Below are 13,511 nucleotides of genomic sequence, written 5' to 3'. Positions count from 1 at the left end.
CGAACGTTGAGGACTACGACCGGCCTTTCCGGGCGTGAATGCCCGCTTGCGATTCTCCAACGAGAATCGCATCCGGGTTCGATCATACTTCAAGGCGACGGCTTCAGCCAGAGGAATGGCAACCGGACGCCTGCCGGCAAGGGCAAACGAACGGTCCGCGTGCCGTCACAGGGACCGATTGCAGGTCCCGAAACGAACCGGGGACGGCCCTCGATGCGTGCACTGCGGGAAAACCCGACTTTTCATGCGGACTTGCGTTCAAGGTGGTCGTATTGACGGGAGGGCACAAAGCTCTCCCCCCAGTATATTGGCTACGACGGCAGGGGCAAGGGTATTGGGACCGTGGGCTGCGCTGCCGCGCACCCCACCCTACGCGACTCAGATATTGACAAAGAACGCAGTTTCCACTAACGACCGGCACACCTCCGCGGACGATCTTCTCCGGAGAGGGAACATGGCATGTCCCCTTCGCCGCAAAGTCGGGCGAACGGTTGTTGCGCGATCTTAAATGCGACCTGGTATCACGAGGCTCGGTCCATGGACCCTCGGCCCCGGACGAGATCGATTCGAGGCGGGAGAGCACCCGATCTCGGGCGGCCTCGGAGGACGCCCTGCCGGGAGACATCCGCCCGCTCCTCCGAAGTCCTTTGTTTTCAGGAAAAGAGTGGCTGGCGCAGGGCAAAAATGCTAATGTGATTCGGCCGTAAGACCGGCGTTGAGGAAAACGACGAACAGGCAGTTGCAGCGAGTCGACGCAGAGACTTTCTACCGACGATGGTCCCTCGTGGGCTGTTCCTTCAGTTCAGCCGCCCACTTGCGAAGACCGGCGGCGTCTTCGGCCCACCCGCCTTCCTGAAGGATGTTCGCCTGCGCCTCGAAGTGCTCGACGAGCTCGCTGAGATTCGTCGGATTCTTCTGCTTCTGCTGGCCAACCAGTTTGGGGGCGTGACCAATTGCCATGCTTCCATCCTCCACGCAAATGAGGTTCCCTCGCTTCGGGCGGCGCCGTGCGACACGGTCCGGTCCGTCTCGCGGGCTCGCCCACCCGGTCACCGGCGCGACGGGCGTCTCGACCCTGCAGCCGGCGCTCCGATGAGGCAGAATTCATATTAGAGTCACTTTATAATATAGGAAAAGAATAATCAACACTGTAAAACGAATGTCCCGGGGATTCGAGAGCCGCCCCCCGGCGGCGGCATCGGCCCGGGAACACCCTTGTGTCGTCGCGGGCAACGCCCGTGCACGAACCGGTCAAAATGAACGTTCAGCCCAGGAGTCGCGCATGTCTTTACGGGACATCGAAACCAGATTCATCCACGCGCTCAGTCTTCATCGCAGGAAGAAGCACCGCGTGCACCAGGACTTGACGAAAGCCCATGAGCTCTATCAGATCTCGACTATGAGCGTGCTGATGGAAGGCCTCTACGACGGGCACACCACGTATGAAAAACTGGCCGAACACGGGAATTTCGGATTGGGAACTTTCAATTCCCTGGACGGTGAGATGATCGCCTTCGACGGTTCTTTTTACCAGATCCTCGCGGACGGCAAGGCACGGCTGGTCGAACCCTCCATGAAAACCCCCTTCGCCGTGGTCATCTTCTTCGAGCCGGACATTCAACTGGACCTGCCCAACCGCATGCCCTGGCATGAATTCGAAATCCTGCTCAAACAAGTGGCGCCCAGTCACCTGGTTTTCTACGCCATAAGGCTGGAGGGGACTTTCGAATACATCAAGCTTCGCAACGTCACTCGGCAGCAGGAACCGTACGCGCCCCTGGGAGACATCGTGAGAGGCTTCCCGGTGCTCGAGCTGCGGCATGTCAAGGGGACCATGGTCGGTTTCCGGTGTCCGGATTACAGCAGCGGCATCAACGTGCCCGGGTATCACCTGCATTTTCTCGACGAAGAACGGGAAACCGGCGGCCACGTGATGACCTGCACGGCAAACGGCGTCAGGCTTCAAATCGACCACACCTTCAACCTGCGCATGGAGATTCCCGAGATGTTCGTATTCGACGAACAGGCACGCCGGCAGCCCCCCGGGGAGGGCCAGAGCGGCACAGCGGGTCGCTGATCCTTCGCGCGGAAGGGAGCGCGCGGCGGCACGCGCCCTTCCGTTTCCGGGATGGTTGCCCGGACCGTGCGGGGCTCCCTGTCACTTTATGTCCGCGTGGTATTCCTGGAGTGATTTGGCGGCCTTCCAGCCCTTCCGGAACGCTTCGATCCCCCTGGCCGCGGCAACGGCGGCGGCGATGGTCGTGATGTAGGGCACTTTGTAAGTGATAGCCGCCTTGCGGATGTAGGAATCGTCGTGGAGGCTGACCTTGCCGTCGGGTGTGTTGATGACCAGGTGGATCTCCTTGTTCTTGATGGCATCCACGATATTGGGCCGTCCCTCGTGCAGCTTGTCGATGCGCTCCGTCCGGATGCCGTTTTCCCGCATGAATCTGTGGGTGCCGCGCGTGGTCATGAGCTTGAATCCAAGCCCTTCGAAATGCTTGGCCACCTGCAGTGCGGCTTCCTTGTCCTCGTCCGCGACCGTGATGAGCACCGTTCCGGTCGGCGGGAGGCCCTGGAGTGTGGCCTCCTGAGCCTTGAAGTAGGCCAGGCCGAAAGAATCCGCCATTCCGAGGACTTCGCCGGTTGAGCGCATTTCCGGCCCGAGCACGGGATCCACTTCCGGAAACATGTTGAAGGGAAACACCGCTTCCTTGACTCCGAAATGCGGTATGTGCCGGCTCTTGACGCCAAGCTCGCCGAGTTTTCGGCCGAGCATGATCCAGGTGGCCATGCGGGCCATGGGGATATTACACACCTTGGACACCAGGGGAACGGTGCGGGATGCCCTCGGGTTGGCTTCCAAGACGTAGACCGTGTCCCTCGCAATGGCGTACTGAATGTTCATGAGGCCGACCACGTTGAGCTCGACGGCGATCTTGCGCGTGTATTCATAGATGGTTTCGAGGTGACGCGGCGGGATGCTGATGGGTGGAATGACGCACGCCGAATCGCCGGAATGAATCCCCGCCAGCTCGATGTGTTCCATGACGGCGGGCACGAAAGCGTCGGTCCCGTCGGAAATGGCGTCCGCCTCGGCCTCGATGGCGTTCTCGAGGAACTTGTCGATGAGGATGGGCCGATCGGGGGTGACGCCCGTCGCCGCCGCCACGTAACGCTCGAGCATCTCCTCGTCATGGACGATCTCCATGCCGCGTCCGCCGAGCACGTAGGACGGCCTCACCATGAGCGGGTAGCCGATTTTGCGCGCCACCTCCAGGGCTTCTTCCAGGGTGCTCGCCATGCCCGATTCCGGCATCGGTATGCCGAGCTTCTTCATCATCCCGCGGAATCGATCCCGGTCTTCCGCAAGATCGATGGTGTCCACCGTCGTTCCCAGGATGTTCACCCCCTCGTCGCAAAGCTCCCGCGCGATGTTCAACGGGGTCTGCCCGCCGAACTGAACGATGACGCCCTCCGGTTTCTCCTTTTCATAGATCGACAGGACGTCTTCCACGGTCACCGGTTCGAAATACAGTTTGTCCGAGGTGTCGTAGTCGGTGGAAACCGTTTCCGGGTTGCAGTTCACCATGATGGATTCGAAACCTTCGTCTCTGAGGGCGAAGGCGGCGTGCACGCAGCAGTAGTCGAACTCTATTCCCTGGCCGATCCGGTTCGGACCTCCCCCGAGGACCATGATCTTGCGGCGGCTGCTGGTTTCGACCGCATCGGGAGCGTTATAGGTCGAATAGAAGTAAGCGGCGTTCTCGACCCCGCTGACCGGCACCGCCTGCCACCCCTGGACGATTCCAAGCTCTTTTCTTCGATTGCGGATCCGGGCTTCGGGCACTTGCAGCAGTTGCGCCAGGTACTTGTCGGCAAAGCCGTCCCGCTTGGCCCGGGCGAGCAGATCATCGGGCAGCTCGCGCCCCTTGTGGGAAAGGATCGTTTCCTCAAGTTCGACCAGTTCCTTCATCTGTTCGATGAACCAGGGCTTGATGTGGGTCTTGGCGTAGATTGCCCCGACGTCGGCGCCTTTCCTCAAGGCTTCGTACATGAGGAACTGGCGTTCGCTGGTGGCCGTGCAGAGTGCTTCCATCAGTTCTTCCAGCGGCCTGCCACGGAAATCCCCGGCAAAACCGAATCCGTGCCGGCCGATTTCCAGGGAGCGGATGGACTTCTGAAGGGCTTCCTTGTAGTTCTTGCCCAGGCTCATCACCTCTCCCACCGCACGCATCTGCGTGCCGAGGCGGTCCTCGACGCCCTTGAATTTCTCGAACGCCCAGCGGGCGAACTTCACGACCACGTAGTCCCCCCAGGGCGTGTATTTGTCCAGGGTGCCTTCGCGCCAGTAGGGGATTTCATCGAGGGTGAGGCCTCCGGCCAGCATCGAGGAAATCATGGCGATGGGGAAACCGGTCGCCTTGGAGGCGAGTGCCGACGAGCGGGATGTTCTCGGGTTGATCTCGATCACCACCACGCGGCCGGTTTTCGGATCGTGCGCGAACTGGATGTTGGTTCCGCCGATGACCTCGATGGCTTCGACAATGTCATAGGAATACTTCTGCAGCTTCTCCTGCAAAGCAGGGGAGATGGTGAGCATGGGGGCGGTGCAGAACGAATCCCCCGTATGAATCCCCATGGCGTCCACGTTTTCAATGAAACACACGGTGATTCGCCGGTTCTTGGCGTCACGCACCACTTCGAGCTCCAATTCCTCCCACCCGAGCACCGATTCTTCGACGAGCACCTGTCCCACCAGGCTCGCGGAAATGCCCCGGCCGGCAATGGTGCGCAATTCCTCCACGTTGTAGACGAGTCCTCCGCCGGTGCCCCCGAGCGTGTAGGCCGGCCGTATCACCACCGGATATCCCAGCCGGGCGGCGATCTCCTCGGCCTCCTTCACCGACAGAGCCGGCTCGCTCCTCGGCATTTCAATGTTGAGCCGGTTCATGGTCTCCTTGAAGGCGATCCGGTCTTCCCCGCGTTCGATGGCATCCGCCTGGACGCCGATGATTTTGACCCCGCAGGCATCCAGGACGCCCTTGCGGTGAAGCTCGGCCGTGAGGTTCAGCCCGGTCTGACCGCCGAGATTGGGCAGGATGGCGTCCGGGCGTTCCTTTTCGATGATCTTTTTCACCGATTCGAAGGTCAGCGGCTCGATGTACGTCACATCGGCCATTCCCGGATCCGTCATGATGGTCGCCGGGTTGGAGTTGACCAACAGAATGGAATAACCCAGTTTTCGAAGCGCCTTGCACGCCTGGGTTCCCGAATAGTCGAATTCACAGGCCTGGCCGATGATGATCGGCCCCGAGCCGATGATCATCACCTTTTGAATGTCGTTGCGTTTGGGCATACGGGTCTCACCTTTCCTGAACCGGTAAAAGGGGGGGAGCGGCAATGTCGGAACGAATCCGGATCACCGAATGATATCGATCGACAGTTATATTTGTGCTTAATTATTTGGTCAAGCTATAAGATGTGCCATAAATTAGCTGGGATGAACCGGTCCCGATCCGGCCATGACCGGAGGGGGCAAACGAAAAATCTTCTGTGCGAGGGGTTCGTTATCGGGCATTATAGCGAGTTGAGTCGCGATGCGTACCGGGGGCCGGCACATTCCCGGAACGGGACCGGGGCAAAACCGTCCCATACCGGCCGGTTTATCCTCAGTCGGAGAGCGGGCGGGCGGGCCTTTTCGGCCGCGCTTTGCCGCCGATTCGGAGGGCGAATGGCCAAGGGAGCGTGAACCATGGATACGGGTGAGCAAGACATCGTCGAACTGATCGACCGGGCCGATGAGCTCTTCAGAGCCCTGCCGCGCGTTACGGAACAGGCACTGGCCCTGTGGGAACAGGGGCTGGAACGGCTGAGCGGCGCACTCTGGCTCTACGAAAAAACCGTGAAGGAAGAATAGCGCCGGAACGGCCATGGGTGGCGCTTTCCCCGGGTCCGTGCGAACGATCCGTTCGGTCCCATGGCGATTACGCGATGCCGAGCCGACCCGGGAACCGGAGGGGGCGGACTCAGCGCCCTCGCCCACTGCCGCCGTCTTGAACGCAAGCCGGCATGAGACGCCGCGATTCCACAACCGTCAGCGTGTCGATCGGGGACATTTCAAGCCATGAGCGATTCCACATCCGGCCGAAGCATGGCGGCTGAATTTTCTCTTGCCAAGGAATTCCTCGAGCGCCTGGTGGCGCCCGCGCTGATGATCCTGTGCGCCTTTCTGTTCGGGACGATAGGTTTTTACGTCATCGGGGACGGACGCTGGAGTTTCTTCGAGTGCGCGTACATGACGAGCATCACTCTCACCACCGTGGGGTACGGCGAGGTCCTCGACCAGATCAGCTCGGGCGGGAGAGTCTTTGCGATGATTCTGATGTGGTCGGGAATGGGAGTCACACTGTACGCCGTATCGGCCATCACCGGCTTCGTGGTGGAAAAAAACCTCGCGCGTTTGCTGAAGGAGCGGAAGATGGAGAGGCGCATTGCCGCGCTGAAAGGTCACATCCTTGTTTGCGGAGCGGGCAAAACCGGTTTCAACGTGCTTCGAGAGCTGCATTCCACGAACCGATCGTGCGTGGTGATCGAGGAGCTTCCCGACCGGATCGCGTTCGTCCGCAAGCATTTCGAGGACGTGTACTGCCTGCAGGGCAACGCAACCGAGGAGGAGGCGCTGCACAAGGCGGGAATCGATCGGGCATCCGGCATCATCTGCGCTCTCAACAACGACAGCGACAACCTGCTGATCACCGTCCAGGCACGCTACATCAATCCAGGCATCAAGATCGTGGCGCGCTGCGAGGAGAACAACCTTGCCGACAAGTTCTACCGGGCGGGGGCCAATTACGTTGTGAATCCGTCCTTTATCGGCGGCATGAGGATGGCCAGCGAAATGGTTCGTCCCAACGTGGTCTCCTTCCTGGATCGTATGCTTCGCGGCCGGGAACAGGCTTTCCGGGTGGAGGAGGTCGTGGTTGGCGAGTCGTGCGCCCTGATCGGCTCATCCCTCTCGGCCTCGGATATTTTCCGCAAGACCGGGCTGGCGCCGATCTCCATCAGACGACCGGATGCCGAGGAATTCATTTACAACCCCTCCCAGGGGGAAATAATCCAGGCGGGGATGGTGATCATCGTCATCGGAGAGCCCGCCCAGGTGTCGAAACTGAGGCAGCTTTGTTCGGATTAGCGTGATGCGCCGGAACCTTCATCCTGTCGGAGGCCGAACAAACGTTCACCGGCGCGCATCGCGGCCCGGCTCCGCCTTCCCTCCGCATTTCGGACCGTCTCCGGCAAACCCCGGATTCCCGCCATCGCCTGCAAGCGCGCCCTGGGGAACGCGAGGTGCTCCCATCTGCCGAACGGATGAATCGATGCGAACGAAGTGGTGTTTCCCAAGGTTTGAGGCGTGGGCCGCGCTGGTGCTGGTCCTGGTCTTCCTTTCCGGCGCCGCGGCGGCGCAGTCCCGGACCTTTGCCGTCATCGCCGACAGCCGCTCCGAACACTCCCGCCTGCGCAACGTGCTCGAGGAAGTCCGCGACATGAAAAACGGCGCAATTGCGGACATCGCCGGGATCGGAATCGTCATCGCCCTTGGCGACATCGATCCGGTCTCGCAAACCCGCACGCTTTACAGGGAGGTTTTCCAGGCCGATGCCCCTCCACTGCTCCCGGTGCGGGGCAACCACGAGAAACCCGCGGATGTCCGGGTCATTCTCGAAGACATGCTCCCGGCGCTGACGCCGTCCGTCAAGCTCCACGTTCCCGGAACCGTCAACTATGTCTTCGACTGGAACGACGCCCGGTTCATCGTGCTCGACCAGTATTCGGAATTCGCCCGCAATCCGCACGGTTCCGCCGTGCTGGAATGGCTGGAGAACGCCATCGTCACGGCTCCGGACGCCCGGCATGTCTTCGTCTGCCGTCACGAGCCCTACATTCCGGACGATCCCCGCAACGATCCCTTCTGGAGCGTGCTCCTCAGGCACAACGAGAAGGTGCGGGCATTTTTCGCGGGGCACACCCACGTCTACAATCGCCGCAGGATTCCGGATGAGCCGGGCGGCATTCCGTACGTCAACGTTGGAAACGCCGGCCAGAGAAGCCACAACGACCTGAAGCAAACCATCGTGGCCGTCACGATCGGGGAAGACCGGGTTTCCTTCAGAGCGGTTCAAACCCCGACGGGCACGAAGGCGTTCCGGACGACGGACCGGTTTCAGGTGACGATCCCTCGGCGCCCGGAATATGGCCGGCAGTCACCCGCGGAGCAGCCGCGGGAGTACCCCGCCATCGACTGAGGATGTCAGCGCGCAATCGCTTCGAGCGCCGCGGACAGGCGCAGGGTGTTCCTTTCGAGGTTTCTTTCCTCTTGGATGAATCGTTCACCGTTGCGGCCCATCGTCAACCTCGCCTCCCGGTCACCCAGCAGATCGTCCAGGGCCGCGGCCATGGCTTCCCCATCGTCCCTAGGAACGAGCCGGCCGGTTTCCCCCGAGCGCACCACCTGCGGCACGCCGCCGGTATCGAGGGCAACGACGGGAAGACGACACGCCTGGGCCTCCAGGAAAACCATTCCCAGGGATTCGCCGATCCCCGGAAAGGCGAACACGTCAGAGGCTGAATAGTACTCGAACATCTTTTCTCTCGGAACTTTTCCCACGAACAACGCCTGCCCCGGCAGCAATTCCCGGGCCAGTTCCTTCAAACGGCTTTCCATGGGACCGTCCCCGGCCACGAGCAGGCGAAAGCGCGGCCGGCGCAGCCGAAGTTTCGCGAGAGCGTGAAGCAGGTAGACCAGGCTTTCGTACTTGACGTCGGCCCTGAACCTTGCAGCCGTCATGATCACCGGGACATCGGAGCCGATGTGCAGAGCGCGCCTCATCTCGAAACCGAGGTTCTCGTCCCTTGCGAACTGCTTGGGGAAAATACCCGGCGGCAGATAGGTGATGTTCCCGCCGGGAACGATTCTGCGCATCGCTTCGAGGTCGTCGAGGTTGTTCACGAACGAGTGGCATGCCTGTTTCAAGGCGATGCGATTCAAGTAGAACCCGCCCCGCGTGCGCGGGTCTTTTCGTCTTCGGGTCCCGTACATGGGCTGGAAGAGAACGTAAGGGATGCCGAGCGCGCGGCTGACCCAGGGGCCGACGACGTCCGGGGACTTATAGTACGAATGGTACGTCAGCCACACGCGGGGGGCCAGGCGGTAAGCGTTCAGAAAGCCGCGCGTCAGCGCGGCGGCGGCGCGGCACCATCCTTCGGGCGATTTCCAGAACCATCGAGACCGGAACTGCAGCACTTCCTCGCATTGGTGCCCGAACCGGTTGAGCGCGTTGTGCAGCCCCCGGGCGATGATCAGGTCTCCGGAGGGGTTGGGATGCGTCAGCGGTTTGTTCGGACAATAGAGAGCTATCTTCACGGAGCGTCCAGGACCCGCTTGAAGAGCGCATGCAGTTTCAGGATGCAGCGGCGGTTGTCGAAGTCTTCTTCGACGCGTTTCCTGGCCGCCGTCACACTGGGCATCCGCTGTTCCGGGTTCTCCAGCACCCGCCGCAATGCCCGGGCCATGGCCGCCGGATTGCCCGACTCCACCAGCGTTCCGGTTTTCCCGTTTTCAACCAACTCGGGAATGGCCGAGACGGCGGTTGCAACCACCGGCAGCCCCACTGCCATGGCTTCGATCAGGACGTTGGGGATTCCGTCCCGGTCCCCGTTTTCGGCAACCTTGCAGGCCAGGGCAAAACAATGAGCCCGGCGGTACCGATCGATCACGTCCCGGTGGGGCAGTGTCCCCAGCATTCGAACCCGCGGTGACAAACCGAGATCTCGGGTCAGTGTTTTGAGCCGGGGTTTTTCTTCACCGGAACCGATGTGGGTGAACCGGAAATCGAAGCCCTCCCCGTCAAGGATTTTCAATGCCAGAAGGAGGTCGTCATACCCTTTCTTGGGCACCATTCGCCCCACCGACAGGATCTCGTAGGGAGGCCCGGCGGGAGCTTCGGTTCCGAACGCGAAAAGCTCCGGATCGATTCCGTGATAGATCGTGTGGATGGGGGTCCGGATCGCCGCATCGCCCGCGATTTGCGCCAGGTGCGCGGCGTTGTATCGGGTGCAGGTGACCACGAAACGGGCCCTGCGGATTTTTCGGGAAAGCTGTTCGGGATCGGACGTGTAGATGTCCTTGGCGTGCGCCGTAAAGCTGAAGGGAAGACCGGTCAGCCCGGAGGCGAAAAACGCCACCGACGCCGGCGTGTGGCAGAAGTGGGCGTGAATGTGCGAGACCTTCGACCCCGCCAGCCGCGTCGTCGCAAGATGGCCGGCCTGCAGGAAATGCCTGACCGTGGCGACGGCGCGGCGTTCATAAGCCCGCTTGAGCGCATCCCGAAAACATCCCGGGTAGTGAGCGCCGAGCGTGCGCCAGAGCCTCATGTTGCTGCGGAACAGGGTGGCCAGGTTGGGCAGAACGTATTCGGGCAGATAAGTCACGGGAGCCGCGATCTTTGTGACATGATCGTGGCAGAAGGTTTCCCTGGGTTGCCTCAGGGAAAAGATCTCGATGGGAACGCCGAGCGACTCGAGCAGGAGGATTTCCGTGCTGATAAAGGATTCCGATATGCGCGGGTAACCCTTGAGGAGCATCCCCAGGCGGTTGGTTCCGAAGCTCACTCCCGATTCCCTTTTCTGTCCTCCGAAATGCGCTTGCGGATGACATCCAGGGCGGTGAAGGGCAGATCCCCCGCCTGGTGGCATGTTGCGCCGCCGTTGAGCAAATTGAGGATCTTGTCGCGGAGGGATTGCGGGTTCAGTTCCCGCGGGTCCAGGTAGTCGCAGAACCCCAGGCCGCACAGCACCTGGGCCCTGATCAACTGCTCCTCGCGAGGCACCGCCCTGGGCACGATCAGCAGCGGTTTCTTCTGGCTCGCGATTTCACATACCGTATTGTACCCCCCCATGCTGACCACAACCTGGGCGGCGCCGATCAGCCGTTCCATGGAGCGGTGGAATTTCAAGGAGGTGAACCCGAGGGCCTCGCACCGCCTCACAACGTCCTGGTAATCCGCCGAGGAAACGAAGGGGCCCGTCACGATGACCACTCGAGTGCGCGGCGGGACGCCACCCCTTTCATTCTCAAATGCCGAAAGGAACGTATGCACCACCGGATGCCCGTCTCCCCCGCCTCCGGTCGTCACCACGATCAGCTTTTCCTTGGGGCCGATTCCCAGGGATTGCCTCGTGGCCATAATCTTGTCCCTGGTCGGGATCTGCCTGGGAATATACCCGGTGAAATGGATCTTCCGGGCCACAGGCTCCGGGATCTCGTACTCCTTGACGGGGTCGTAGTATTCACGGCAGCCATACACCCAAACCTCGTCGTAGAGCGCTTCCATGGCATCGTATATTCCCTTTTCCGTCCAGTCCTCGATGGTGGACGTGGCGCTGTCCATGATGTCCCGCAACCCGAGGATGGAGGTGCAGGAGGGACAGTCCGTCTTCAGCCAGTGGAGGGTGTCCACGACTTCCTTTTTCAAACCGAGCGGAGCCTTGTCGACAATGAAGAAATCCGGTTGGAAGGCCATGGCGGTGGCAAGGATGATCCGCTTTCTGATCTCGAGCACTTCCGCGGCATCCAGTTTCATGGAAAGCGGCATGTACTCCTCGTTGGTCACCTTGATCATGCCGGGAATCCGCACGAAGTCGATGCGGCTTGGAATCTTGAACCGACCGGCAAGGATGGAACCCGTCAGGATGAGGACGTTCGCCGGGCAGTTACGAAGGCTGCGGGCAATGGCGAGACATCTGCGGATGTGCCCGAGGCCATATGTATCGTGGGAGTAAATCAGGATTTTCAGTGGCTTGACTGCGCTCAATTAAGCTCTTCCATTGGTTCCAGAGCACCTGCACCACAATTCATATATCCACTTCAGCCTGGAAAATCTGTTCGAGACATAATAAATTCAATGATTAGACTTGGCAACAAAGATCTCCGGGAGGACTTCAAGACAAGCCCGGAAGCGGGTGCAGGCGGAAAGGCCCCGCATTTCATGGAGAAAATCCCGCATTGAACCGTCGGGAACCATCGGTTGGACAGGATCATCAAAGGAGAACACCATGAGCTTGAGAGTGATTCGGACGGAACACGCCCCGGCAGCTATCGGACCTTATTCGCAAGCGATTGTGGCAGGCGGCTGGCTGTATGTCAGCGGCCAACTCGGGCTCGATCCCGCGACCGGGCAACTGGCGGCGGGAGGGTTCGCCGCCCAGGCCCGGCAGGCCGTCGAAAACCTGCGGCACATCATCGAAGCGGCCGGATACCGTCTTGCGGATGTGGTCGCCGTGGACGCGTATCTCACGGATATTGCCGAATTCGCCGCTTTCAACGCGCTGTACGAAGGGGTCTTTACGGCGCACAAGCCGGCGCGCGCGGTGGTGGAAGTCAAAGGCCTTCCCCGGGGCGCCCTCGTGGAAATCAAGTGCACCGCCTATCATACCGAGTGAACCCGGGACCGGCACGGCGCCGCCCCCCGGAACTCGAAGCTCCCGCTTTCTTCTTGATACCTCAACGGTCATTTGTTATTGTTGCGCTGCCTCGTCTTCCGAGAATTCTCCAGGTGTGTGAAGCGGTGAGTTACATAGGTTTGCAGCGATCCAGGTTTTCCGGCAACGCAACCCCATCCAGGGAAGGAGAAGCAAATGGGAAAGAAGGTTCTGGTCTGTCTGGTCTGCGCCCTGTCCATGCTGTTGTTTGGAAATGCGCCATCGGGCATGGCCCAGGAGAAAGTCTACGTCAACGGCATCGACGCCAACTTTCCGCCTTTCGCCTTTGTGGATAAGACGGGCAAACCCGACGGTTTCGACGTGGCCGCCCTCGACTGGATCGCCAAGGAGATGGGATTCAAGGTCACTCACAAGCCTATGGACTGGGACGGGATCATCCCCAGCCTCAATGCAAAGAAGATCGACATCATCGCCTCGGGCATGAGCATCACGGAAGCGCGCAGGAAAGAGGTCAATTTCACCGAGCCTTACTGGAAGATCACCCAGGTGCTGGTGGCGAAGAAAGACTCCGCCGCGACACCCGAGACCGCCATGAAGGACGGGCAGAAGATCGGTGTGCAGCGCGGAACGACCGAAGCCAAGTGGATCGAGGAAAACCTGATCAAGGCCCAGGGCAAAAAATTCGAGCTGGTCTACTACGATTCCGCTCCCCTGGCGGTTGAAGACGTGGTCAACGGGCGCATCGTGGCCGCGGCCATGGATGACGCTCCGGCCAAAGACGCCGAGAAGAAGAAGCCCGTGAAAATCATCGGCTCCTTCGGCATGCCCGACGAGACGTTCGGTTACGCGGTTCGCAAGGAAGACACGGAACTGCTGAAGAAACTCAATGAAGGTCTGAAGAAGCTCCAGGCTTCTCCCGAGTGGGATGTGCTGAGGAAGAAGTACGAACTCTAGCCGCCTCTCCCAAAACCCGAAAACCGCGGCATGATCCGGAAGGACTCGGGGCCGCC

Annotated in this window: 11 protein-coding genes; 6 read left to right on the top strand and 5 right to left on the bottom strand. The window is 60.6% G+C overall.

Annotated features, from left to right (window positions below):
- Nucleotides 1–765 precede the first annotated feature (765 nt).
- Nucleotides 766–960, bottom strand: coding sequence for a hypothetical protein (locus tag SFUM_RS20190; protein ID WP_041441118.1), 195 nt, complete (start codon nt 958–960; stop codon nt 766–768).
- A 322-nt stretch (nt 961–1,282) separates the two neighbouring features.
- Here SFUM_RS20190 and budA point away from each other — a divergent pair, with 322 nt between their 5' ends.
- Nucleotides 1,283–2,077, top strand: a complete 795-nt coding sequence (gene budA / locus SFUM_RS20185; protein ID WP_011700697.1) for an acetolactate decarboxylase — start codon at nt 1,283–1,285, stop codon at nt 2,075–2,077.
- A gap of 81 nt (nt 2,078–2,158) precedes the next feature.
- On the opposite strand, the gene carB is transcribed toward budA, so the two are convergent.
- Nucleotides 2,159–5,359, bottom strand: coding sequence for a carbamoyl-phosphate synthase large subunit (gene carB, locus SFUM_RS20180; protein ID WP_011700696.1), 3,201 nt, complete (start codon nt 5,357–5,359; stop codon nt 2,159–2,161).
- Between the two features lie 396 nt (nt 5,360–5,755).
- Between carB and SFUM_RS23205 the strand changes: the two genes are divergently transcribed.
- The 3 genes from SFUM_RS23205 (at nt 5,756) to SFUM_RS20170 (ending at nt 8,306) form a co-directional block, all read left to right on the top strand.
- A complete protein-coding gene (locus tag SFUM_RS23205) occupies nt 5,756–5,920 on the top strand; it encodes a hypothetical protein (RefSeq protein ID WP_153307225.1) in 165 nt (54 codons plus the stop codon).
- 207 nt (nt 5,921–6,127) lie between these two features.
- Complete coding sequence (locus SFUM_RS20175) at nt 6,128–7,195, top strand: potassium channel family protein (protein ID WP_011700694.1); 1,068 nt, start codon at nt 6,128–6,130, stop codon at nt 7,193–7,195.
- Nucleotides 7,196–7,379: 184 nt separating this feature from the next.
- Entirely contained in the window at nt 7,380–8,306 is a 927-nt protein-coding gene (locus SFUM_RS20170) for a metallophosphoesterase family protein (protein WP_041441115.1), read from the top strand.
- A 5-nt stretch (nt 8,307–8,311) separates the two neighbouring features.
- Here SFUM_RS20170 and SFUM_RS20165 read toward each other — a convergent pair whose 3' ends face one another.
- The 3 genes from SFUM_RS20165 to SFUM_RS20155 are packed head-to-tail and all read right to left on the bottom strand — an operon-like array spanning nt 8,312 to nt 11,873.
- The gene (locus tag SFUM_RS20165; protein ID WP_011700692.1) at nt 8,312–9,424 is read right to left on the bottom strand and encodes a glycosyltransferase family 4 protein; all 1,113 of its coding nucleotides are present in this window, start codon (nt 9,422–9,424) and stop codon (nt 8,312–8,314) included.
- The gene (locus SFUM_RS20160; protein ID WP_011700691.1) at nt 9,421–10,671 is read right to left on the bottom strand and encodes a glycosyltransferase; all 1,251 of its coding nucleotides are present in this window, start codon (nt 10,669–10,671) and stop codon (nt 9,421–9,423) included. The genes SFUM_RS20165 and SFUM_RS20160 overlap by 4 nt, the downstream gene beginning before the upstream one ends.
- Nucleotides 10,668–11,873 carry a glycosyltransferase family protein gene (locus SFUM_RS20155; protein ID WP_011700690.1) on the bottom strand — a complete coding sequence of 402 codons (1,206 nt, stop codon included), beginning with the start codon at nt 11,871–11,873 and terminating at the stop codon, nt 10,668–10,670. Before SFUM_RS20155 ends, SFUM_RS20160 begins: the two co-directional genes overlap by 4 nt.
- Before the next feature lie 241 nt (nt 11,874–12,114).
- Here SFUM_RS20155 and SFUM_RS20150 point away from each other — a divergent pair, with 241 nt between their 5' ends.
- Nucleotides 12,115–12,501 (top strand): Rid family detoxifying hydrolase, encoded by a 387-nt coding sequence (locus SFUM_RS20150; protein WP_011700689.1) that lies wholly within the window; start codon nt 12,115–12,117, stop codon nt 12,499–12,501.
- A gap of 195 nt (nt 12,502–12,696) precedes the next feature.
- On the top strand, nt 12,697–13,455 hold the full coding sequence (locus SFUM_RS20145) for an ABC transporter substrate-binding protein (RefSeq protein ID WP_011700688.1): 759 nt from the start codon (nt 12,697–12,699) through the stop codon (nt 13,453–13,455).
- The last annotated feature ends 56 nt before the right edge of the window (nt 13,456–13,511 follow it).

It is taken from the genome of Syntrophobacter fumaroxidans MPOB (assembly GCF_000014965.1).
Classification (GTDB): Bacteria; Desulfobacterota; Syntrophobacteria; order Syntrophobacterales; family Syntrophobacteraceae; genus Syntrophobacter; species Syntrophobacter fumaroxidans.
This window is presented reverse-complemented; position numbering and strand designations above follow the sequence as displayed.